We start from the raw sequence: 22,151 nt of genomic DNA on the forward strand, positions 1-22,151 counted from the left end.
CCGATCGGGGCCACACCGCGGGGTCACGGCGCGGGACCACACTGCGCGGCCGCACTGCGCGGCCATCGCTAGCCGGGCTCGTTGATCTGGTCCGAGGTGGACGGGCCGGTGGCGCGCCACTCGGCGCCGGTGATGGCACGGGTACGGCCGGCCAGGCGCGCAAGCGCGGCGACGGCCTCATGGTCCGGCCCGGCGCCGCTGTACCCGACGTACGCCACCACTCCTGGCGCCGGCTCCCAGGCGAGGGTGGCGTTACCGCCGAGCAGGGTCGACACGACGGTCGGTGCGCCATGGACCAGCCCGCCGTGGACCAGCCCGCCGTCGTCCGCGTGGCTGGCGTAGAGCCGGTCTTCGAACCCGCCCCCGCCGGCCACCCCGGTATAGACCAGGCCGGCACCGAGCGCCTCCTGCTCGCCCAGCGCCGTCGTGCCGTAGCGGACTTCGTGGATGGTCGCCGGCCGGTACGGTCCGGTCGACACCACCACGTACCCGTTCGGCGGGTCCACCACGGGCCGGCCGGCGGCGACCGTCGTGCGGGCGGCTATCGCCACCAGGTCGGCTTCGGCCAGGTCGCCCCGTACGCGCGCGTATGCCCCGCCGACCGGCCACACCACCGTTCCCGCGGCCGCCGTGCCGGGCGCTGTGCCGGACGCTGTGCCGACCTTGACGGTACGGGCGGGCACCGGCGCCGGGACCGGAAACGTCACGACCGCGCCGTGCCTGCCGAGGGAGCCGTCGGCTCGGCGTACGACCACGGTCCAGGGCCCGTCCGTGGCGGTACGGTCGCATCGCTCCAGGGTCGACGCGCCGCCGTACCCGAGCCGATCGACGACCAGCGCGGCCACCTGGTCTGTCGCCCAAGGGTTCGCTGCCGGGCACGGCGTACCGGCCGGCGCGGGCGTACGCGCTGCCGGGGTCACGGCCGGAGCTGATGCGGCCGCCGGGGTAGCGGCCGCGGGCGGAGCCGGCCGCCGCCCGTGACCGGCGTCGAGCGCGACCACGGCGATCCCGGCGACGACGAGCAGGACGACGCCGGCCACGACCGGCGCGCGCCGCCGCGGCCGGTCCGGTCGGACCGGCCCGTTGGTGAGGACGTCTCCCACGTCAGCCAGTGTCGGTCAATCGACGATCGCCGTCACTCCACCGGGGAGCCACCAAAAGCGCTGCCGTGCCATGCGGTCAGATATCGGGCAGAGCGGTCATCAAATGCCGTCGCGGACCCTTGACATGTGCCTACCCCGAGAGCACCCTGGTTGCGAATGGCGATAGCTGTTGCGTATGCCGAGACGTCGGTACCTGGCGACGCGGGCATTCAGAAACGGAAGGATCCCGATGGCCGGACCTGGAAGCGATCTGCCCGACCACCCGGATTGGCTCTGGCGCACGCCCGAACCCAAGCGCAGCTATGACGTCGTCATCATCGGCGGCGGCGGGCACGGCCTGGCCACCGCCTACTACCTGGCGAAAAACCACGGCATCACCAACGTCGCCGTGCTCGAACGCGGGTGGCTCGCCGGCGGCAACATGGCCCGCAACACGACGATCATCCGATCGAACTACCTCTGGGACGAGAGCGCCGGCATCTACGAACACGCCCTGAAGCTGTGGGAGGGGCTCGAGGAACAGCTCGACTACCCGATCCTGTTCAGCCAGCGCGGCGTGCTCAACCTCGCCCACAGCCTCCAGGACGTCCGCGACAGCGTGCGCCGGGTGGAGGCCAACCGCCTCAACGGCGTGGACGCCGAATGGCTCGACCCGCAGCAGGTCAAGGAAGTCTGCCCCATCGTCAACATCTCCCCCGACGTGCGCTACCCGGTGCTCGGCGGCACCTACCAGCCCCGCGCCGGCATCGCCAAGCACGACTACGTCGCCTGGGCCTTCGCCCGCGCCGCCGACGCGATGGGTGTGGACCTCATCCAGCACTGCGAGGTGACCGGCATCGACATCGTCGACGGCCGGGCGGTCGGGGTGCGGACCACGCGCGGCCCGATCGCGGCCGGGAAGGTCGCCATGTGCGCCGCGGGCCACGCCAGCGTGGTCGCCGCGATGGCCGGTGTCGACCTGCCGGTGCAGAGCCACCCGCTACAGGCGCTCGTCTCCGAGCTTCTCGAGCCCGTGCACCCGACGGTCGTGATGTCCAACGCCGTGCACGTATACGTCAGCCAGGCCCACAAGGGCGAGCTGGTCATGGGCGCCGGCATCGACAGCTACAACGGCTACGGCCAGCGCGGTTCGTTCCACATCATCGAGCGGCAGATGTCCGCGGCGCTGGAGCTGTTCCCGACCTTCGCCCGCGCCCACGTCCTGCGCACCTGGGGCGGCATCGTCGACGTCACCCCGGACGCCTCCGCCATCATGGGGCTGACCCCGGTCGACGAGCTGTACGTCAACTGTGGCTGGGGCACCGGCGGTTTCAAGGCCACGCCCGGCGTCGGCTGGTGTTACGCGCACACGATCGCCAACGGCGAGCCGCACCCGCTCAACGCACCCTTCAGCCTGGAACGCTTCACCACCGGCGCGCTCGTCGACGAGCACGGCGCCGCCGCGGTCGCGCACTGAACCGCCACCCTGCGCGGCCGAGGCCGCACCCAACCGCCACGTACTCCAAGGAGCCCGCGACGATGATGCTCATCTCCTGTCCCTGGTGCGGCCCCCGAGAGGAGGCCGAGTTCCACTACGGCGGTCAGGCGCATGTGTCCTATCCGGAAGACCCGTCCGCGCTCTCCGATGAGGAGTGGGCCCGGTTCCTGTTCTACCGCGACAACCCGAAGGGACCGTTCGCCGAGCGTTGGAACCACAGCGCGAGCTGCCGGCGCTGGTTCAACGTCATCCGGGACACGGTGACCTACGAGATTCTGGCCGTCTACCCGGTCGGCACGCCTAAGCCGGTGATCGCATGAGCACGCAAGAATTCCGGACGGCCCAGGGCGGCCGAATCGACCGGAGCCGTCCGATCCGCTTCCGCTTCGACGGGAGCGACTACACCGGCTACGTCGGCGACACGCTCGCCTCGGCGCTACTGGCCAACGGCGTGATCCAGACGTCGACGAGCATCAAGTTCGACCGGCCGCGCGGCATCTTCGCCGCCGGTGCCGAGGAGCCCAACGCGCTCGTACAGGTCGAGGCGCCGTTCCCCGAGCCGATGCTGACGGCGACGACCGTCGAACTGTACGACGGTCTCGTCGCGTGCGGGCTGGGCGGCCAGGGTCGGCTGAGCCCCGAGCCGGACCCGGCCCGCTACGACTCGGTACACGTCCACTGTGACGTCCTCGTCGTCGGCGCCGGCCCCGCGGGCCTCGCCGCCGCGGCGGTCGCGGCTGAGACCGGCGCCCGGGTCATCGTCGTCGACGAGCGGCCCGAGCCCGGCGGCAGCCTGCTGGGCACCCGCGAAACGTCGGTCCTCGAGTGGGCGACGTCCGTTGCCGACCGGCTGCGGTCCAACCCGGAAGTCAAGCTGCTGACCCGCACCACCGCGTTCGGGTACTACGACGACAACTTCGTCCTGGCGGTCGAGCGGCGTACCAACCACCTCGGCGCCGCGGCGCCCGCCCACCGGTCGCGCGAGCGGATCTGGCGCATCCGGGCCCGGCGCGTCATCCTTGCCACCGGCGCGCACGAGCGGCCGCTGGCGTTCAACGGCAACGACATCCCCGGTGTCATGCTGGCCGGCGCCGCCCGGACTTACGTCAACCGGTACGGGGTCCTGCCGGGCCGCCGGGCGGTCGTGCTCACCACCAACGACAGCGCGTACGAGGCGGTCTTCGACCTGCTCGACGCCGGTGTCGAGATCGCGGCGGTGGCCGACCTGCGCACCGGCGGCAGCCCGGTGTGGGGCCCGCGCTGTGCCGAGCGCGGCGTCGAGGTGCTGGCCGGGTACGGCGTGGCCGACGTGACGGGCGCCGACCGCGTCTCGGCGGTGACCCTCGCCGGCCCGGACGGCAGCCGGGACGTCGCGGCGGACCTGCTGCTGGTCTCCGGCGGCTGGAACCCGGTCGGCGCCCTGTACAGCCACGCCGGCGGGCGGCTGCGCTTCGACACCGACCTGGGCTCGTTCGTGCCGGACGGCTGCCGCCAGGCGGTGGCGGTCGCCGGCGCCGCGAAGGGTACCTTCGGCCTCGCCGGCTGCCTTGCCGAAGGGGCCGCGGCGGGCCGCGAGGCGGTCGAGGCGGCCGGCTTCACCGCCCCCGCCGACACGCGGCTCCCGGCTGCCGACGAGCAACCCGCTTCGCCCACCGCCCAGGTGTGGGTGCTGCCGGGCGACGAGTCCCGGCAGTACGTCGACCTGCAGCGCGACGTCACGGTCGCCGAGATCCGCCGCGCCACCGGCGCCGGCATGCGGTCGGTGGAGCACGTCAAGCGCTACACCACCGCGGGAACCGCGCACGACCAGGGCAAGACCTCCGGGGTACTGACCAGCGGGGTCGTGGCGCACCTGCTCGGCGTCGACGTCGGCGAGCTGGGCACGACGACGTTCCGGCCGCCGTACACGCCGGTGAGCTTCGCCGCCCTGGCCGGACGCGACCGCGGCATGCTGTACGACCCGGTACGGGTGACCGCGCTGCACCCGTGGCACGAGGCGGCCGGGGCGCTGTTCGAGAACGTCGGCCAATGGAAGCGGCCGTGGTACTACCCGCGCGACGGCGAGGACATGCACGCCGCGGTACTGCGGGAGTGCCGGGCGGCCCGCGAGGGCGTCGCCATGATGGACGCCTCCACGCTCGGCAAGATCGACGTGCAGGGCCCGGACGCGGCGGTGCTGCTGGACCGCCTGTACACGAACATGATGAGCACGCTGAAGGTCGGCTCGATCCGGTACGGCGTGATGTGCCGCGCGGACGGCATGGTCTTCGACGACGGCACCGTGATCCGCCTGGCCGAGGACCGCTTCCTGGTCACCACGACGACCGGTGGCGCGGCCGCGGTGCTGGAGTGGATGGAGGACTTCCTCCAGACCGAGTGGCCGGACCTGCGGGTGCACTGCACGTCGGTGACCGAGCAGTGGGCGACCGTCGCGCTGGTCGGGCCGCGCTCCCGCGAAGTACTGGCGACGCTCGCGCCCACGCTCGCCGTCGACAACGCCAGCTTCCCGTTCATGACCTGGCGCGACACCGAGGTGGCGGGCATCCCGACCCGGGTGTGCCGGATCAGCTTCTCCGGCGAGCTCGCGTACGAGCTGAATGTGAGCTGGTGGGACGCGCTCGCGCTGTGGCAGGCGGTGTACGACGCCGGTCAGCCGTTCGGCATCACCACGTACGGCACGGAGACGATGCACGTGCTCCGCGCCGAGAAGGGGTTCCCGATCATCGGCCAGGACACCGACGGCACGGTGACGCCGCAGGACCTGGGCATGGACTGGATCGTGTCGAAGAAGAAGGCCGACTTCGTCGGCAAGCGCTCCTTCGCCCGCGCCGACAACCACCGGCCCGACCGCAAGCAGCTGGTGGGGTTGCTGCCCGACGACGGCACCACCCTGCTGCCCGAAGGCGTCCACCTGGTCGCCGCCGAGACCGTGGCGACTGGTGCGCTGCCGGAGCCACCGGTGCCGATGCTCGGCCACGTCACCTCCAGCTACCACAGCGCGGCGCTCGGTCGCCCGTTCGCGCTCGCGCTCATCCGTGGCGGCCGGGGCCGCATCGGCGAGCGGGTGTACGCGCCGCTCGGCGACGCGCTCGTACCGGTGACGATCACCAGTTCGGTTCTGTACGACCCGGAAGGGGCCCGACGTGATGGCTGAGCAGACGACCGTACGACCGACCGTACGACGCAGCCCGCTGGCCCTCGCCGCGGACCGCCTCGCCGACGTCGCCGCCGCGACCGGCGGTGCGGTCTCGATCGCCGAGGTGCCGTTCCTGGCCCAGCTCAACCTGCGGCTGGACCCGAAGGGCCCGGCGGCCGACGCGGCCGGCAAGGAGCTCGGCGTGGCGCTGCCGACCGCGGCGGGCGTCGCCGCCCGCGCCGGCGAGCTGACGATCGCCTGGCTCGGGCCCGACGAGTGGCTGGTCATCGGCCCGGCTGGCGGCGAGGGTGACCTGGAAGCCCGGCTGCGGTCGGCCCTCGGGACCGGGCACCCGGCGGTGGTGGACGTGTCCGCGCAGCGGACCGTCCTGGAGCTGTCCGGACCGCGGGTGCGCGACCTGCTGGCCTTCGGCTGCGCGCTCGACCTGCACCCGCGCTCGTTCAGCGAGGGCGCCTGCGCGCAGACGCGACTGGCCCAGGCGCAGGTCGTCCTGATCGCGCGTGAGTCCGGGGCGTTCTGGGTGCTCGTCCGCTCGTCATTCGCGTCCTACCTGGCCGACTGGCTGATCGACGCGAGCGTGGAGTTCACCGGCCCCCAGGCGTAATCATCCGCCCACCCGACCGTCCGCACACCCGCCACCCCGGTCCGGCAGATGCCGGGCCGGGGTGGCGTGCGTTCCGGGTCCTGTGCGACACTTCCCCAACAGTTCTAGAACTCTTAGGAGGTGGCTGTGAGCGACGTGTCGTTACGGCCGGTGTCATTACGGCCGGGGTCGACGCTCGTCGGCCGGCGGACGAAGATGGGCGATCCGGACCGGCTCGGCCGATTCGGTGACCACGGTGGACAGTTCGTGCCCGAGTCCCTCGTACCGGCCTGCCAGGAGCTCGAACAGGCGTTCCGCGAGGCGTGGGCCGATCCCCGGTTCCGGCGCGACCTCGACCGGCTGCTCGCCGTACAGGCCGGCCGGCCGACCCCGGTCACGCCGGCTTGGAACCTGTCGGTCGAGCTCGGCGTCACGATCCTGCTCAAGCGCGAGGACCTCGCCCACACCGGCTCGCACAAAATCAACAACGTCCTGGGCCAGGCGCTGCTCGCCCGCCGCATGGGAAAGACCCGACTGATCGCCGAGACCGGCGCCGGCCAGCACGGCGTCGCCACCGCCACCGCGGGCGCCCTCCTGGGGCTTCGCGTCACCGTGTTCATGGGCGAACGCGACATGGAGCGCCAGGCGCTGAACGTGTTCCGAATGCGCCTGCTCGGCGCCGAGGTCGTACCGGTGACGGCCGGCAGCCGCACCCTCAAGGACGCCACCAGCGAGGCGATGCGCCACTGGGTGACGTGCGTGGACTCCGCGTACTACTGCGCCGGCTCGGTCATGGGCCCGCACCCGTACCCGTGGATGGTGCGCGAACTCCAGCGGGTGATCGGTGACGAGGCGCGCACGCAGTGCGCCGCCGAGCTGAGCACCGGCGTTCCCGACTACGTCGTCGCCTGCGTCGGCGGCGGTTCGAACGCCGCCGGCACCTTCGCCGGCTTCGTGGACACCGCGGCGCGGCTGGTCGGGGTGGAAGCGGAAGGCGGCGCGGCCGCCACGTTCGGACGGGTCGGGGTGCTGCACGGCTTCCGTTCCTATGTCCTTCAGGACGACAACGGGCAGGTCGTCGAGGCCCACTCGATCGCCGCCGGGCTCGACTACCCCGGCATCGGCCCGGAACACGCCCACCTCGCCGACAGCGGCCGGGCCCGGTACGTGACGGTCAGCGACGACGAGGTGATCGCCGCGGTGGCCCGGCTGGCCCGTACCGAAGGCATCCTGCCCGCGCTCGAGTCCGCGCACGCGGTCGCGTGGGTGTTGCGGGCGGCCGACAGCGGCGAACTGCCGCCGGGCTGCACGGTCCTGGTGACGCTGTCCGGCCGGGGCGACAAGGACATCACCGCGCTGATGGAGCGGCTGTGACCGGCGTCGAGGTACATCTTCGGGAGCAGCGCGCGCGGGGCCGGAAGCTGCTGGTGCCGTACCTGACGGGCGGCATCACGGCGGACTGGATCGAGTACGCGCGCGGCTACGCGAGCGCGGGGGCCGACGCGATCGAGATCGGACTGCCGTTCTCCGATCCGATCCTGGACGGGCCGACCATCCAGGAGGCGTCCGACCGGGCCCTCGCCAGGGGCGTCACGACCCGGAGCGTCCTCGAGGAGCTGGCCGCCGTCCGGCTCGGCGTCCCACTCATCGCGATGACCTACTACAACCTCGTCGTCCACGAGGGGGCGGCCGCGTTCTGCGCCGCGCTCGCGGCGGCCGGGGTACGCGGGCTCATCGTGTCGGACGTCCCGCTCGACGAGGCGGACGACCTGCGCGGGCACGCCGAGACCGCCGGGGTGGAGCTGACCCTGCTCGCGTCCCCGGTCACCGGACCCGAGCGCCTCGCGCGGATCGCGGCGCTGAGCAGGGGCTTCGTGTACGCGGTCAGCCTCATGGGCACGACCGGCGAGCGGGACCGGGTCGCCGGGTCGGCGGCCCTGCTCGCGCGTCGCCTGACCGCGCTCACCGACCGCCCGGTACTGCTCGGCTTCGGTATCTCCACACCGGACCACGCCGCCGAGGCGGCCACGCTCGCCGACGGGGTCGTGGTCGGAACGGCTCTCATGCGCAGGATTCTCGACGGCGCCACGCCGGCGCAGGTAAGCGCCGTCGTGGCCGGCATGCGCCAGGCGCTGGACGCTGGGTCGCCCTCAGAAGTCTCCGGATCGGCCTCAGTAGTCTCGTGACATGGCTGAACCGACCGCGGACTCGAACACCGGGCGCCGGGGCCCGGCGCGCTACCGGGTGATCGCCGCCGAGCTCGCCGGCAAGATCCGGCGCGGCGAGTACCGACCTGGTGAAGCCCTGCCGGCGCAGCGGGACCTGAGCGCGCAGTACGGCGTCACTCTGATGACGCTGCGCCAGGCGCTCCAGTCGCTCCAGGACGAGGGGCTGGTCGTGCAGCAGGCCGGTCGCGGCACCTTCGTGACGCCGACGCATGCCGCGTACCGTGTCGACACGCTGCGCAGCCTGGCGGACGACCTGCGAGAGCAGGGCCACGACGTCGCCACCGAGGTGCTGTCGCGGGCGCTGCGCCGCCCACCGTCCTGGGTCGGCCAGCGCCTGTCCGTGGACGGGGACGACGGCCGGGTGCTGCGGTTGGAACGGCTCCGGCTGCTCGGTGGCCACCCCGCTGTCCACCAGGTCTCCTGGGTCCGCCAGCCGTACGCCGAGGCGGTGCAGCACCGGGATTTCAGCGAGGTGTCGCTCTACGCCGCCCTGGCCGACGCCGGCGTGTCGATCGTCCGGGCGTCGGAGACCATCCGGCCGGACACGCTGTCGGCGTCCTCGGCGGCGTGGCTGCGCCAGCCCGCCGGCACGGCGATCTTCGTCAGCGAACGCACCACCTTCGCGGTGGACGGGACCGCGCTCGTCGTGGACCGCGCGGAGATCCTCGGCAACGCGATGGAGATCCGCACCGAGCGCGCCGCCACACGGCTGTCGGTGTCGTGGGGACCGGCGCGCGGTTGACCGGTACAGAGAGAGCGGTCATGGATGGGTACCGAAGCTGCGAGTCGGGAGGAGTCAGCGGACGGTACACCAGATCATGTGGTGATGGCCGATCCAGAGGGAAACGAGTTCTGCGTGCTCTGCCTTACGTCGGCCGCACCGTATCAAGCCGGTGGTCTACCGCAGGTACCCACTTCGCGCTCCGAACCATCCTCATCTAGCACCAGTAGACAAGGGGCCTATGGCAGCGCGTTTCACCCAGGTTGCCGGCGGCCCCGATGACGAGGCAGGAAGCCCCGATCAGTCTAAGTCGAGGGTACTGAACTGGATTCCCGCCAGCCGCCATCCGTCCGGCTGTTCGATCCACACCTGGCTCAGCCGGACGGCCAGCGTCATCAGATCGCCACGCCAAGACGCACGACTGTGCTGCACGCACCGCACGATCGCCGTTCGGTCATAGCGCCGCACGTCCACTTCGGTCGTCTCGATGGAGAGGTAGTGGAAGTCGCGATGCCTTTCAAGCCACTGCTGTTTGTCAAGCTGAAAGCCCCGCTCGCCGATGGAGAGGAAGTCGTCAGCCAGCAGATCATTTAGAAGATCCGTGTCGGCACGCAGCTCGGCGTCGTCGAAGGCCCGCTGGAGTTCAAGGATGTCGGTCACCACACCGTCATCCTCCTCGAGATCAAGTCACGCCTGAAGCGGTTTTCCTGCCGCGGCCAGACGACGCACTGCGCACACTCTCCTGCTGCTGTCCGGGCCTCGTCGACGTAGCGCGGTTGCGCGCCTGAACCGAAGAGTGTTCTACGAAGTTTGGGCTTTATGGCCAATGCTCGCGCATCAACGAAACCCGCCCGACCCGACCGGCCCCCGCCCGAACCGGCCGAACTGATCGAACAGATCGGCCAAATCGGTCAAGAGGTGGAGGTAACTACCCAAGAGTGGCAGATAGGGTCATCATGCCGGCGCGAGAGCGTACCCGCCGGTGCCTGGCGAGCGTGCCTTGACGGACCGACGGTTCGACCGCCCCGCGCGAGGGCGCGCGCCACGGGCCCGACGCCGACGACGAGGGGTTCGACAGTGGGGTTGGCGCTACGGCTGCGGCTGATGGTGAGCGGCGCGGTGGTCGCCGCCATCCTGACCATCGCGGGGATGGTGGTGCTGGTCAATCAGGTGTCCCACCAGTACGCGGGGCTCCTGTCCGGCGCCGTACGGCAGAGTCAGGACGCGCGCGCCATGGAGGTGGCGTTCAAGAAGCAGGTGCAGGAGTGGAAGGACATCCTGCTCCGCGGCGCCGACCCGGCCGACCTGCAGACGTACAGCCAGCAGTTCACCGCGCAGGAGAAGGCCGTACAGGCTCTGGCGGCGAAGCTGACCGACGAGGTCACCGATCCCGGGGTGAGCAGCGAGGTCGACCGGTTCCGTGACCAGCACTCGGTGCTGAGCGCCAAGTACCGCAACGCGTACCAGGCGTTCGTCGCGAGCAAGGGCCTCGACATCAAGGCCGCCGACACCGCCGTACGGGGGCAGGACCGGGGGCCGACCGACCTGATCGAGAAGATCGTCTCCGACCTGAGCGCCCAGCAGCAGCGGGTGCTCGCCGACACCAACCGGCGGGTCCGCGAAGAACAGCTCATCGTCGTCGGAGGCGGCGCCGCGCTCATCCTCGCGGTGCTGATCGGCCTGTACTTCGCCTCCCGCGGCATCGCCGAGCCGGTGCGCACCGCGACCTCGGTGCTCGGCGACATCGCGTCCGGCGACCTCACGGTGTCGATGACCGGAACGTACAACGACGAGTTCGAAGCCATCAAAGACTCCATCAACACCGCCGTCGAGGACCTCAACGCCGGGCTCAACCGGGTCGTCGCCGGGGCCGACCGCGTGGCCGACACCTCCCGGTTCGTGGAATCGGTCGGCGAGCAGCTCATCCAGTCGGCACAGATCACCCGCGTGTCGCTCAACGTCATCGAGCAGGCGGTCCGCGGCATCGACACCGCCGGCGGACCAGCCAACCTGGCCCGTCAGCTCGCCGAGGTGCGGCACGCGCTCGGCGCGATGGCGACCATCGCCGACCGGAACGTGCGGGCGGCCGAGGACGCCAGGCGCGCGACCAGCGAACTGCGGACCAACTCCGACAACCTGCAGCGGCTGGTCGCCACGTACCGGCTCAAGCCCGTGGAGACACCGGCCTGGGTCAACGAGCGCCCCCGTACTCCGGTCGCGGAGATCGCCGCGGCGGCGCGTTGACCCGCTACGGCGTACGGGTCAGCCGCCACCACAGCGACGGCCCGGGCAGCGCGCTTCCCGTCTGTACGTCCACAGCGGTGTCATCGGCCGCGTCGTGGACGGCGAGCGTGCCGACCCGCTGCCCGGCCGGGACCGCACCGCCCCATTCCACCGGGCGCTCGTCGATCGTGACGGTACGGCCGGCCCAGCCGACGACCTGCACCGGTGCCGCCGTGCGCACCGGCACCGAACTCCCCCAGTCGCCGCGCAGCTCACCGACCTGACCGGCGGGGGCGACGGTGTACACCTGTACGAGCCGACGGGCGGCTTCGAGAAGTTTCCGGGTGGCGTCGCCCGCCGCGGCGAGCTGTTGCGGTGTCGCGGCTCCCGGCTGCCCGAGCACCGCGCCGACCAGCGTGACGGTCCGGCCGCCCACGGCGAGGTGCGCGGCGAAGACCAGGTTGCCGCCGGCCTCGGTGGTGGACCCGGTCTTGACCCCGAACACGCCGTCGGTGCCGAGCAGGCTGTTGTAGTTACGTACGGTGCCGGCGACCGGCAGCGTGGTGCTCGGCAGCGCGACGATCTCGGCGAAGGCCGGTATCCGCAGCGCCCGCTGGGCGAGCAGCGTCTGGTCGGACGCGGTGCTGACGGTGGTCGGCGCGAGCCCGCTCGGGTCGGTGTAGTGGGTGCCGGTCAGCCCCAGCTCGGCCGCGGTGGCGTTCATCTTCGCGACGAACGCGTCGACGCTCCCGGCGTCCCAGGCGGCAAGGATCTGGGCGATGTTGTTGGCCGACGGCAGCATCAGCGCTTCGAGGGCCTGCCGCTCGGTGAGCTGCTCACCGGCCGCCACCTCCACCAGCGACTCGTCACTGGTCGCACGGGCGCGGTAGTCGGCCTCGTCGGCCGCGGTGATCGTGATGGCCGGGCCGGGCTGGCCGGGGCCGATGGCGTGGTCGGTGAGCACCAGGTAGGCGGTCATGACCTTGGCGACGCTGCCGATCGGAACCGGTTTGCCGTAACCGGACGAACCGAGCGTGCCGAGCCCGTCGACGTCCAGCCGCCCCTGACCCTGCGCCGGCCACGGGAGATCCGGTGCCGGTCCGGGCAGGGTAATTGAGGCCGGCACCGACAGGCGCAGCGCGGCGGGCGGCACCGGCCGGGAGAGCTGCAGTCCGGCCAGCACGCCGAGCACCGCCAGGATCGTGACGACCGCCAGCACGAACGTCAGCGGCCGGCGTCCGCGCCGCTGTCCCCGTACCGCCGGTGCTGCCGTGCCGACCGCCACAACGCCTCCCCCGTATTCGTCACCGTCCCGCCGGCCCCCCCGCCGGCCGATCGCTCACGGTGAACCCGACAACCCCGTGCACCCGACTACCCCGTGCCGTGTGCGCCATCGCCCGCCGGATACACGGCGAAACGCCGCAACGCAGACAGTAGCGGGGCGGCGCACGGCGGACTGCGGCGGCGCGACCGCCGCGTGCTACGCCGGAACCGTTACGGGCGCCAGGCTACAGCGGCTGCCGCCACGTGTCCTCGGATCCGCGCAGCGCGCAGTTCCGCGGCCCGCTGAGCAGGACCGTACTGGGCCTCCCGGACGCCGCAGGGCGTACGCACCCCGAGCCAGGGTCCGAACAGCACGAAGACCCGCCCGTCCTGCGCGGCGGCGTCCCGCCATGGCAGGTGCGGCCGGACGGGTACGTGTGCCCACACGTTTCCGGCGTGGTCGCGCAGCGCCAGCCCGCTTCGGCAGCCGCTGAGCGCCCAGCCGGGGGGCGCGGCGGGGATGGCGGCTCCGGGCAGGAACCGGCGGAACCCGCGCAGGAGGAGCAGCTCCACCTGAAGGTCGTCGGTACGGCCGGTCGCCGGGTGCCGGATCATCAACGGCTCGGCCGGCTCGATCAGCAGGAAGGCTGCCGGTGTGCGCCCGGGGCGTCGCCGCCCGATACAGCGCGGCACCGGATCGCCGGCCGGTCCGAGAGCCGGGTCGTCACCCAGCAGCGCGCGCCCAAGCGGGTCGCCGGCAGCCATCAGGTGGCTGATGTCGTCCCACGCCGACGGCTGCGGCACTGAAGGGGGCACGGAAGGGCCGGCACCGGACGACGGCGACGCGGGGCGGGTACGGTGCAGGGCCCGCGCGGTGAGTAACTTGGTCCGTGGCACTGGGACAGACCTTTCTCCCGGCCGTACCCTGTTGCCGACCGGGGACCGTGGCGGAGGGCGCCGCGCCCCGATCATCGACACACGTCATCGACGTCTCGGAATGCGTCCCTCAGTGCCAGAATGTACGGCACTGAGTGCCACACCGGAAGGGTCGGTGCTCCGGGTCACGCGATCTCGCGTGACGTGGCGTACCCGGAGCATGGAGACCCGGAGGATGGAGACCCGGACGATGGAAGGACCCGCAGATGGGAGGACCCGCAGATGGCCGGTCAGCGCCGGATCCGGGATGACCTGTCCGTAGCCGCCATCGAACTGTTCGCGGCCCGTGGCTACGACGCGACCACCGTCGACGAGATCGCCGCGCGTGCGGGCGTCGCACGGCGCACCTTCTTCCGCCACTTCCGCACGAAGGAAGACGCGGTCTTCCCCGACCACGACGCCTACCTCAAACGGATCCAGGAGTTCCTGGACGCCGCGGACAGCACCCAGCCACCGCTGGATGTGATCAGGGAGGCCGCCCACCTCGTGCTGGCGATGTTCACCGACGACCCCGCGACGGCGGTCCGCCGGTACCGGCTCACCAGGCAGGTCGAGCCGCTGCGCGAACGCGAGATCACCGCCAGCAGCCGGTACCTGCGCGTCTTCTGCGAGTACCTGCACCGGCGTACGGGCGGCGGGGACGAGGCCCGGCTGCGCGACGAGGTCGCGGCGGCCGCCGTGGTGACGGCCCACAACCAGGTACTGCGCCAGTGGCTGCGGGCCGGCGGCACCGGGGATCCCCACCCCCGCCTCGACGAGGCCCTCCGGTCGGTGGCGGCGGCTCTCGGTCCGTGGCTGGCCGGCAGCCGGGCAGCCGACCCCGGTACGCCCACGCCCGGCGACGAGGTCGTCGTCGTCGTGATGCCGCGCGGCACTCCGATGTGGCGGGTCGTACAGCAGGTGGAGGCGGCGACCGGCACGGCCGACGACGGCTGAGGACCGACCGGGTCAGCGGCCGAGCCCGGCCTCGCGCGCCCGTACGATCGCCTCGGCCCGGTCGACGACCTGGAGCTTGGCGAAGATGCTGGAGACGTTGTTGCGCACGGTCTTCGGCGACAGGTACAACGCCGACGCGATCTGGACGTTGGACCGGCCGGCGGCCACCATTTCGAGGATCTCCCGCTCGCGCGGGGTGAGCTGGGGAAAGGCCACGCTCGGCGCGGGCGGCCCGCTGGCGAAGAAGTCGGCGATCCGGCGCGCCAGCGCGGCGCCGAACACAACGCCACCGGCGGCGACCGTGGTGATCGCCCGGACGATCTCCTCCTGCTCGGCGCCCTTGACGAGGTAGCCGCGCGCGCCCGCCCGTACCGCCGTCCGGGGTGCTTTGTCACATCTGTGATCTCGACGACGCTGAGCTGCGCGGGACCGTGCCGTCACGTTAGGTTGATCGCCATGCGCCGCAGCACCCACCTCACCCGACGCCGTTGCGTCGACTTTCTCCTGGTGTGCAGCGGCACCTGTTAGCGGCGGCGACACCTCGCGCGTACTGTCCCGACTGCACAGGAAAGCTCCGTGATTCAGATCGAAGGCCTGCGGAAGGCCTACCACTCCCGCGGCCGTACCGTCGTCGCCGTCGACGGCGTGGACCTGGAGGTCCGCGAGGGTGAGGTGTACGGCGTGCTGGGCCGCAGCGGCGCCGGCAAGAGCACCCTGCTGCGCTGCGTGAACCTCCTGGAGCGCCCCGACGCGGGCACGGTCACCGTCGACGGCGTCGACCTGACGGCCCTGCCGGAGCGCCGGTTGCGCCAGCACCGCCAGCGCATCGGCATGATCCACCAGCACTTCGCGCTGCTGTCGTCGCGCACGGTCGCCGGCAACGTCGCCTTCCCACTCGAGGTCATGGGCGTGGACCGGCGCGAGCGGGCGCAGCGCGTCGCCGAACTGCTGGACCTGGTCGGGCTCGGCGACCGGGCCCGGGCCTATCCCGCGCAGCTGTCGGGCGGGCAGAAGCAGCGGGTCGGTATCGCCCGCGCCCTTGCCGGACGTCCGACGGTGCTGCTGTCCGACGAGGCGACGTCGGCGCTCGACCCGGAGACCACCGCCTCGATCCTGGAGCTGCTGCGCGACCTCAACCGACGCCTCGGCCTGACCATCCTGCTGATCACCCATGAGATGGAGGTGGTCAAGCGGATCTGCGACTCGGCCGCCGTGCTGCGGGAGGGCCGGATCGTCGAGTCGGGGCGGGTACGCGATCTGCTCACCCGGCCGGGCTCGGCGCTCGGCCAGGAGATCTTCCGGCTCGGGCCGCCGCCTGACCTGCCGGGCACCACGATCGTCGACGTCACCCTCCCCGACGACAGCGCCGGCCGGTCGTTCGTGGCCGACCTGGCGCGCCGGTACGACGTCGACGTCCGCATCCTCGCCGGCTCCATCGAGACCGTCGCCGACGGGCAGGCCGGCCGGCTGCGCATCGCGCTGCCCGGCAGCGCCGAGGTCAACGAAGCGCCGCTGCGCCGCCTACGGGAGGCCGGGCTCGCCGTGGAGGTGGCACGATGACGTGGGCCGATCTGGGCCCGCTGCTGTGGCAGGGCGCCAAGGAGACCGGCTACATGGTGGGGGTCTCCACCGTGCTCACCGCGATCGGCGGTCTGCTGCTGGGCGTGCTGCTCGTGCTCACCGCGCGGGGTGGACTGCTCGCCGCACGACCGGTCCACGCCGCCCTCGGCCTCATCGTCAACATCGGACGGTCGCTGCCGTTCATCATCCTGCTCGTGGCGATCATCCCGTTCACCCGGGCGCTGGTCGGTACGACGATCGGCACCGCCGCGGCGATCGTGCCGCTGACGGTCGCGGCGATCCCGTTCTTCGCCCGGATCGTCGAGACCGCGATCCGCGAGGTGGACCGCGACGTGGTCGCGGCGGCCCGCGCGATGGGCGCCTCCCGCCCGGAGATCGTCTTCAAGGTCCTGCTGCGCGAGGCCCGCCCGGGCCTCGTCGCGGGTCTGACCATCACCGTGATCGCCCTGATCGGTTACTCCGCCATGGCCGGCGTGGTGGGCGGCGGCGGGCTCGGCGATCTGGCCATCCGCTACGGCTACCAGCGGTTCGAGAACTCCGTCATGGTGGCCACCGTCGTGCTGCTCGTCGTGTTCGTGCAGCTCATCCAGTCCCTGGGCGACCTGATCGTCCGGTGGCTGTCCCACAAGTAGGACCACATCAGAGAGGTACACCGTGCGACGCACCCTGTCCGTCACCCTCGCCGCGGCCGCGCTGGCGTTGGGCCTCGCCGCCTGCGGCTCCTCGTCGTCCAGCGACAGCGGCGCGACCAACAAGGCGGATGCCCCGCTGAAGGTCGGCGTGTCCCCCGTACCGCACGGCGAGATCCTCAAGTACGTCAAGGACAACCTTGCCGCCAAGGCGGGCCTGAAGCTGGACATCATCGAGTTCAGCGACTACGTACAGCCCAACGCCGCGCTCGCCGACAAGAAGCTCGACGCCAACTACTTCCAGCACGTGCCGTACCTGGACGAGGAGAAGAAGTCCAAGGGGTACAAGTTCACCGCGGTCGCCCCGGTGCACCTGGAGCCGCTCGGCGTGTACTCCAAGAAGGTCAAGAGCCTGTCCGACGTGCCGCAGGGCGCGGTCGTGTCGATCCCCAACGACCCGTCGAACTCCGGCCGGGCGCTCAACCTGCTCGCCGCGAAGGGGCTGATCACGCTCAAGGCCGGCGTCGGGGTGAACGCGACCGAGCGCGACGTCACCGACAACCCGAAGAAGCTCCAGTTCAAGGAGCTGGAGGCGGCGCAGCTACCGCGCAGCCTCGACGACGTGGCGCTGTCGGTGATCAACGGCAACTACGCCATCCAGGCCAACCTCACCCCGTCCAAGGACGCCCTGGCGATCGAGAGCGCCGACAACAACCCGTACGCGAACGTCGTCGTGGTCCGTACCGGTGACGAGCACGACCCGCGGGTGGTCAAGCTGGAGTCGCTGCTGCGCTCCCCCGAGGTCAAGAAGTTCATCGAGGACAAGTACCACGGTTCGGTCATCCCCGCGTTCTGATCGCGAATCGCGACGGCGGCGGCCGGCCCGGAGCAGTCCGGGCCGGCCGCCGCCGTTTCGGCTGTCTTTTCGGCTACGTGTACAGGGCCCGCACGCTCAGCTCGGCCGGGTCGAGCCGGTCGCCGGCGTGGCGTACCCGCACCGTCCGGGTCACCCCGGGATCGAGGGCGAAGTAGTTGTCGTCGTAGGCAAGGTCCAGGTGTGGATGTTCGACGGCGACCATCGGTACGAAGGCGCTCGCCGTGATGTCGAGCTCGACGACTCCGGGTGCGACGCCGCGGCGTGCCACGGTCAGCTCGGCCTCGGGCAGCTCCAGCTGCCGGAAGTCGGCGAACAGCTGTCGGCTGGCGGGCACGGTGCCGCGCGCGGAGGAGATGCTGACGTAGCAGCTGCGCGGCTGGATCACCCGGCCCCAGCCGAAGCGGCGCAACAGCCGCGCCTCCGCGTGCGGCTCGGCGCACGCGGGGAACTCCTCCTGCCGCAGCACCGTGCCGTCCAACCGCATCACCTGCAGGGTGATGACGTCGTCGACGCGTGAGCCCGAATCGTTGATCAGCCAGAGCTCGAAGGCGCCGCCGCGCATCGGCTTCACCGTGGCCAGCACGGGCGAGAAGGCCCGGCGCACCGCGTAGTACGCCGGCTTCGGCCGGCCGTCGAAGTCGACGATGCTCCAGGTGAAGCCGGGCCAGCAGTCGTTGAGCTGCCAGAGCAGCGCGCCCGAGCAGTGTGGTTTGCGCTCCCGGAACCGCTCGATGCCGAACCGCAGGCCCTCGGCCTGGATGAGCTGGATGTAGTCGACCCACTCGCGGGCGTCGCGGGGAACGCCGGTGATGGTCTCCAGCAGCGGCATGTGGGCGTCGCCCTGCACGTAGCGGATCCGGTCCTGCCAGGCGTGCGCGCGCGGGTCGCGGTGCGCCGGGGAGTTCCAGTGCTCGATCGTCGCAAGAGTGGACGGCGCGGCGAAGCCGAACTCGCTGACGAACCGGCCGACGTCCTCGGCGTACTGGTGCCAGTGCCGACCCGGCCCGGACGGGTCCTGCCAGCCTTCCGCACCGAACGGCGCGGAGTGCGTGCCGTGGAATCCCCGCCAGTCGTGGGTGTCGCCGTCGTAGGTGCTGGCGTACCCGTTACCGCCGTACGGGCTGCCCGGCCAGTATGGCGTCCGTCCGTCCTCTTCGGCCACCGCGCGCGGCAGGACCTCGGCGAACAGCGCAAGGCTGTCGCCGGCGCCCTGCGCCTCGTTGTTGCCGCACCACAGCGCGAGGCTGGGGCGCGCCTGCAGGCGGGCCACCTGGTAGCGGGCCTCGGCCTCGCACTCGGCGAGGAACTCCGGGTCGTCGGGGTATGCCAGGCAGGCGAACATGAAGTCGTGCCAGATCAGCAGGCCGAGTTCGTCGCAGGCCTCGTAGAAGGCGTCCTTCTCGTAGATCCCGCCGCCCCAGATCCGGATCATGTTCATGTTGGCGGCCGCGGCTTGAGCCAACCGCTCGCGGTAGGTCCGGGGCTCGACGCGGGCGATGCGGAGGTCGTCGGGCACCCAGTTGGCGCCGCGCGCGTAGATCGGCTGCCCGTTGAGCACGAACCGGAAGAACCGGCTGCCCGGCTCGTGCTGGTCCGGTGACTGGTCGAGGGCGATCGTACGGATGCCCACCCGGCTCTCCCGGACGTCGACCACCTCGCCGTCGACGCCGGTGAGCGAGACGGTGAGCCGGTACAGGTCGGGCTGGCCGAGGTCGTGGGTCCACCACAGCGCCGGCCGGTCGACGACCAGGTACGCCGAGGGCGCGAGCGGCCCCTCTCCGGCGGACCGACCCTCTCCGGTAAGCGGCCCCTCGCCGGCGAGGGTGCCGTCCGGGCCGGTGAGCCGGTAGTGGACCCGCAGCCGCGCGGGGTCCGCGGCGAACGCGTCGACCCGGGCCCCGATCTTCACGACCGCGCGGTCGCCGTCGGGATCCAGGTCCACGGTGGCGAACGACAGCGGCCCGAGCCGGGCGACCCGCTCGCGGCGCACCTCGATCGGCTGCCACACCCCGACGGTCAGCAGGTAGCAGGAGATGTCCCAGCCGAAGCCGACCTGCATCTTGCGTCGGCGTACCCGCAGGGTGTCGCGCACCGACACGTCGGAGACGTCCTCGTCGCCGACGATCGGCGCGAACCGGATCGCGAGAACGTTGTCGCCGCCCACGTCGAGCAGGTCGGTCACGTCGAACTCGGCGGGCCGGAACATCGAGTGGTGCGCGCCGACGGGTACGCCGTTGACCCAGATCTCCGCCTCGGTGTCGAGACCGTGCAGGATCAGCCGTACCCGCTCGTCGGGTGCGGGCGCGGCCTCCGGCGCGGGGATCGGGCAGCGGTACCACCACTCACGCCGTGCGACCCAGGCGACCTCGGACTCGCCGGCGTCGGCGTACGGCTCGACCAGCCGCCCGGCGTCGACCAGCGCGGTGTGCACGTCGGCGGGCAGCCGCACGTCGAGCCACGAGGTGTCGTCGAACTCGCGGGCGGACGCGCCGGCCGCGACGCCGCCACCCGGGGAGAAGTCGGCGATCCGGGCAGTTGACAGCGCGGCAGACAGCAAGGTCACTCCTTAACCGCCCCCGCGGAGGCGTTCATGATCCGGCGCTGGAAGATGAAGAACAGCACCGTGACCGGGATGGTCATGATGAGCGCCGCGGCCAGCTTGATCGGGTACTGCGTGCCGGCGCTGAGCTCCCCCGAGGCGAGCTGGGCGACGCCCTTGGTCAGGGTGGTGAGCCGGGGGTCCTGCGACGAGATGATGAAGTGCGACAGCTCGTTCCACGACGCCTGGAACGACAGGATGAAGATGGTGATGACGGCCGGCCGGGCCATCGGCAGCACGACCGACCAGAACCGCCGGAACGTGCCGGCACCGTCGATCGTGGCCGCCTCCTCCACGCTGCGCGGGATCGACTCGAAGAAGTTCTTCATGATGAAGATGCCGGCCGCGTCGGCGAGCAGCGGGATGATCATTCCCGAGTACGAGTCGTACATGCCGAGCTGGTTGATGACCAGGAACTTCGGGATCAGCAGTACCACGGGCGGCACCGCCATGACCCCCACCACGCCGGCGTAGACCAGCCCCCGGCCCCGGAAGTGCAGCCGCGAGAGCGCGTAGCCGGCCATCGACTCGAAGAGCACCCGGCCGGCGGTGACCGTGGCGGCGACGATGACCGAGTTCATGAACCAGGTCGGGAAGTCGGCCTGGAAGAGCCGCCGGTACGCGGCGGAGGTGATCGTCTGGGGGACCAGGCCCAGCGGGTGGGCCGCCGCCTCGGGCTCACTCTTGAACGAGTTCGCGATATCGACCAGGAACGGGAGGATGTACAGCACCGCGAGGATGACGAGCACCGCGTAGGTGACGACCGCGCCGGGCCGGACCCGGGTCCTGCTCATGCCCGCCCCCTCAACAGCAGACGCTGGAAGATCGTCAGTATCACGATGATCGCGAACAGCACGAACGCGATCGCCGCCCCATGCCCCCACTCCTGGTTCTGGAACGACGCGCTGTAGGACAGGTAGGCCGGCGTCAGCGTCGTCTTCGCCGGGCCACCCTGGGTACCCGTGTAGATCTGATCGAAGATCTGCCAGGTACCGATGAGGCCCAGCGTGAGCACCGTGAACATGGTGGGTCTGATCATCGGCAGGGTGACGAAGCGGAACCGCTGCCAGCCGCTCGTGCCGTCGAGGGTCGCCGCCTCGTCGATCTCGGCCCCGATGTTCTGCAGCGCCGACAGGAACAGCAGCATGAACGTGCCGGACGTGGTGAACACACCCATCAGGATGAACACGCACATGGCGACGCTCGGGCCGGAGATCCACTGCCACCAGCTCAACCCGAGCAGCGAACCGCCGGCCAGCGCCGCGGGCGGCTGGTGGACGCCGAGCCCACCGAGCAGGAGGTGCACGACGCCGCGCGGGTCGGCGAACCAGCTGGGGCCGTGCACGCCCAGGTACGACATGACGTCGTTGACCGCCCCGGTGGACGAGAACAGGAAGAGGAACACCACCGTGATGGCCACGGAGCTGGTCACCGACGGGAAGTAGTAGGCGGTCCGGAAGAACCCCCGGGCCTTGAGGAGCCGCTGGTTGACCATCACCGCCAGGAACAGCGCCACGACGGTCTGGATCGGTACGACGAGCAGCACGTAGTAGGCGTTGTTGCGGATCGCCGTGCCGAAGTCCCGCTGCGCCAGGCCCGGTGTGGCCAGCAGGTCACCGTAGTTGTCGGCGCCCACGAAGTGCACCCCCGCCGCGAACGGGCTGCCGCGGCCGGTCCAGTCGGACACGCTCACCCACGCCGCCATCAGGACCGGCAGTACCAGGAACAGGCCCAGGATGACGATCGCCGGGGTGAGGAAGAGCCAGCCGGCTGCGGCCTCGCGGCCCCGGATCCCGGGGCCGCGATCCCGATGACGGCGGACCGTCACTAATGCCATT

At 71.4% G+C, this 22,151-nt stretch carries 21 protein-coding genes; 13 read left to right on the forward strand and 8 right to left on the reverse strand.

The genetic code is table 11. The features are described from left to right. Positions 1–68 precede the first annotated feature (68 nt). Positions 69–1,103, reverse strand: coding sequence for a hypothetical protein (locus tag HC031_RS23470; protein WP_167927563.1), 1,035 nt, complete (start codon positions 1,101–1,103; stop codon positions 69–71). Between the two features lie 229 nt (positions 1,104–1,332). Between HC031_RS23470 and HC031_RS23475 the strand changes: the two genes are divergently transcribed. From HC031_RS23475 to HC031_RS34870, 8 genes are all read left to right on the forward strand, one after another. Continuing rightward, complete coding sequence (locus HC031_RS23475; protein ID WP_167927564.1) at positions 1,333–2,559, forward strand: sarcosine oxidase subunit beta family protein; 1,227 nt, start codon at positions 1,333–1,335, stop codon at positions 2,557–2,559. Between the two features lie 62 nt (positions 2,560–2,621). Next, positions 2,622–2,900: a sarcosine oxidase subunit delta gene (locus HC031_RS23480; RefSeq protein ID WP_167927565.1), complete on the forward strand. Its 279-nt coding sequence runs from the start codon at positions 2,622–2,624 to the stop codon at positions 2,898–2,900. Then, a complete protein-coding gene (locus HC031_RS23485; protein ID WP_167927566.1) occupies positions 2,897–5,734 on the forward strand; it encodes a sarcosine oxidase subunit alpha family protein in 2,838 nt (945 codons plus the stop codon). Before HC031_RS23480 ends, HC031_RS23485 begins: the two co-directional genes overlap by 4 nt. Continuing rightward, complete coding sequence (locus HC031_RS23490) at positions 5,727–6,341, forward strand: sarcosine oxidase subunit gamma (protein WP_167927567.1); 615 nt, start codon at positions 5,727–5,729, stop codon at positions 6,339–6,341. Before HC031_RS23485 ends, HC031_RS23490 begins: the two co-directional genes overlap by 8 nt. Before the next feature lie 195 nt (positions 6,342–6,536). Next, the gene (gene trpB, locus HC031_RS23495; protein ID WP_167927599.1) at positions 6,537–7,694 is read left to right on the forward strand and encodes a tryptophan synthase subunit beta; all 1,158 of its coding nucleotides are present in this window, start codon (positions 6,537–6,539) and stop codon (positions 7,692–7,694) included. Continuing rightward, positions 7,691–8,506, forward strand: coding sequence for a tryptophan synthase subunit alpha (gene trpA, locus HC031_RS23500; protein WP_167927568.1), 816 nt, complete (start codon positions 7,691–7,693; stop codon positions 8,504–8,506). The genes trpB and trpA overlap by 4 nt, the downstream gene beginning before the upstream one ends. 1 nt (position 8,507) lies before the next feature. Continuing rightward, on the forward strand, positions 8,508–9,290 hold the full coding sequence (locus HC031_RS23505) for a GntR family transcriptional regulator (RefSeq protein ID WP_167927569.1): 783 nt from the start codon (positions 8,508–8,510) through the stop codon (positions 9,288–9,290). 24 nt (positions 9,291–9,314) lie between these two features. Beyond that, a complete protein-coding gene (locus tag HC031_RS34870) occupies positions 9,315–9,551 on the forward strand; it encodes a VOC family protein (RefSeq protein WP_167927570.1) in 237 nt (78 codons plus the stop codon). A gap of 18 nt (positions 9,552–9,569) precedes the next feature. Here HC031_RS34870 and HC031_RS23515 read toward each other — a convergent pair whose 3' ends face one another. Next, positions 9,570–9,932: a DUF4440 domain-containing protein gene (locus tag HC031_RS23515; RefSeq protein WP_167927571.1), complete on the reverse strand. Its 363-nt coding sequence runs from the start codon at positions 9,930–9,932 to the stop codon at positions 9,570–9,572. A 414-nt stretch (positions 9,933–10,346) separates the two neighbouring features. Here HC031_RS23515 and HC031_RS23520 point away from each other — a divergent pair, with 414 nt between their 5' ends. After that, a complete protein-coding gene (locus HC031_RS23520) occupies positions 10,347–11,513 on the forward strand; it encodes a HAMP domain-containing protein (RefSeq protein WP_167927572.1) in 1,167 nt (388 codons plus the stop codon). Positions 11,514–11,517: 4 nt separating this feature from the next. Here HC031_RS23520 and HC031_RS23525 read toward each other — a convergent pair whose 3' ends face one another. Together HC031_RS23525 and HC031_RS23530 are read right to left on the reverse strand one after the other, a co-directional pair. Then, positions 11,518–12,777, reverse strand: a complete 1,260-nt coding sequence (locus tag HC031_RS23525; protein ID WP_338090797.1) for a D-alanyl-D-alanine carboxypeptidase family protein — start codon at positions 12,775–12,777, stop codon at positions 11,518–11,520. Between the two features lie 209 nt (positions 12,778–12,986). Continuing rightward, complete coding sequence (locus tag HC031_RS23530; RefSeq protein ID WP_167927573.1) at positions 12,987–13,652, reverse strand: hypothetical protein; 666 nt, start codon at positions 13,650–13,652, stop codon at positions 12,987–12,989. A gap of 261 nt (positions 13,653–13,913) precedes the next feature. On the opposite strand from HC031_RS23530, the gene HC031_RS23535 reads away from it, so the two are divergent. After that, the gene (locus HC031_RS23535) at positions 13,914–14,627 is read left to right on the forward strand and encodes a TetR family transcriptional regulator (RefSeq protein WP_167927574.1); all 714 of its coding nucleotides are present in this window, start codon (positions 13,914–13,916) and stop codon (positions 14,625–14,627) included. Between the two features lie 12 nt (positions 14,628–14,639). Here the strand turns inward: HC031_RS23535 and HC031_RS34045 are convergent, their stop codons facing one another. Next, a complete protein-coding gene (locus tag HC031_RS34045; RefSeq protein WP_205863134.1) occupies positions 14,640–15,068 on the reverse strand; it encodes a LuxR C-terminal-related transcriptional regulator in 429 nt (142 codons plus the stop codon). 135 nt (positions 15,069–15,203) lie between these two features. Here HC031_RS34045 and HC031_RS23545 point away from each other — a divergent pair, with 135 nt between their 5' ends. The 3 genes from HC031_RS23545 to HC031_RS23555 are packed head-to-tail and all read left to right on the forward strand — an operon-like array spanning position 15,204 to position 17,693. Further along, entirely contained in the window at positions 15,204–16,187 is a 984-nt protein-coding gene (locus HC031_RS23545) for an ATP-binding cassette domain-containing protein (protein ID WP_167927576.1), read from the forward strand. Further along, positions 16,184–16,840 carry a methionine ABC transporter permease gene (locus tag HC031_RS23550; protein WP_167927577.1) on the forward strand — a complete coding sequence of 219 codons (657 nt, stop codon included), beginning with the start codon at positions 16,184–16,186 and terminating at the stop codon, positions 16,838–16,840. The genes HC031_RS23545 and HC031_RS23550 overlap by 4 nt, the downstream gene beginning before the upstream one ends. Positions 16,841–16,862: 22 nt before the next feature. Then, positions 16,863–17,693, forward strand: a complete 831-nt coding sequence (locus tag HC031_RS23555; protein ID WP_167927578.1) for a MetQ/NlpA family ABC transporter substrate-binding protein — start codon at positions 16,863–16,865, stop codon at positions 17,691–17,693. Between the two features lie 73 nt (positions 17,694–17,766). Here HC031_RS23555 and HC031_RS23560 read toward each other — a convergent pair whose 3' ends face one another. From HC031_RS23560 to HC031_RS23570, 3 genes are read right to left on the reverse strand one after another with little or no spacing between them, the layout of a single operon-like run. After that, positions 17,767–20,277: a glycosyl hydrolase 2 galactose-binding domain-containing protein gene (locus HC031_RS23560; RefSeq protein ID WP_205863135.1), complete on the reverse strand. Its 2,511-nt coding sequence runs from the start codon at positions 20,275–20,277 to the stop codon at positions 17,767–17,769. Further along, positions 20,274–21,107 (reverse strand): carbohydrate ABC transporter permease, encoded by an 834-nt coding sequence (locus HC031_RS23565; RefSeq protein WP_167927580.1) that lies wholly within the window; start codon positions 21,105–21,107, stop codon positions 20,274–20,276. Before HC031_RS23565 ends, HC031_RS23560 begins: the two co-directional genes overlap by 4 nt. Beyond that, a complete protein-coding gene (locus HC031_RS23570; RefSeq protein WP_167927581.1) occupies positions 21,104–22,150 on the reverse strand; it encodes a carbohydrate ABC transporter permease in 1,047 nt (348 codons plus the stop codon). The genes HC031_RS23565 and HC031_RS23570 overlap by 4 nt, the downstream gene beginning before the upstream one ends. Position 22,151: the final 1 nt, after the last annotated feature.

Origin of the sequence: Planosporangium thailandense (assembly GCF_011947195.1) — a bacterium.
Classification (GTDB): Bacteria; Actinomycetota; Actinomycetes; order Mycobacteriales; family Micromonosporaceae; genus Planosporangium; species Planosporangium thailandense.

Excerpts from the sequence above, each read along its gene's own strand:
- HC031_RS34870 (WP_167927570.1), top strand. The coding sequence starts at position 9,315 with ATGGGTACCGAAGCTGCGAGTCGGGAGGAGTCAGCGGACGGTACACCA.
- HC031_RS23480 (WP_167927565.1), top strand. The coding sequence starts at position 2,622 with ATGATGCTCATCTCCTGTCCCTGGTGCGGCCCCCGAGAGGAGGCCGAG.
- HC031_RS23505 (WP_167927569.1), top strand. The coding sequence starts at position 8,508 with ATGGCTGAACCGACCGCGGACTCGAACACCGGGCGCCGGGGCCCGGCG.
- HC031_RS23490 (WP_167927567.1), top strand. The coding sequence starts at position 5,727 with ATGGCTGAGCAGACGACCGTACGACCGACCGTACGACGCAGCCCGCTG.
- HC031_RS23535 (WP_167927574.1), top strand. The coding sequence starts at position 13,914 with ATGGCCGGTCAGCGCCGGATCCGGGATGACCTGTCCGTAGCCGCCATC.
- trpB (WP_167927599.1), top strand. The coding sequence starts at position 6,537 with ATGGGCGATCCGGACCGGCTCGGCCGATTCGGTGACCACGGTGGACAG.
- HC031_RS23570 (WP_167927581.1), bottom strand. The coding sequence starts at position 22,150 with ATGGCATTAGTGACGGTCCGCCGTCATCGGGATCGCGGCCCCGGGATC.
- HC031_RS23565 (WP_167927580.1), bottom strand. The coding sequence starts at position 21,107 with ATGAGCAGGACCCGGGTCCGGCCCGGCGCGGTCGTCACCTACGCGGTG.
- HC031_RS23550 (WP_167927577.1), top strand. The coding sequence starts at position 16,184 with ATGACGTGGGCCGATCTGGGCCCGCTGCTGTGGCAGGGCGCCAAGGAG.
- HC031_RS23475 (WP_167927564.1), top strand. The coding sequence starts at position 1,333 with ATGGCCGGACCTGGAAGCGATCTGCCCGACCACCCGGATTGGCTCTGG.
- HC031_RS23485 (WP_167927566.1), top strand. The coding sequence starts at position 2,897 with ATGAGCACGCAAGAATTCCGGACGGCCCAGGGCGGCCGAATCGACCGG.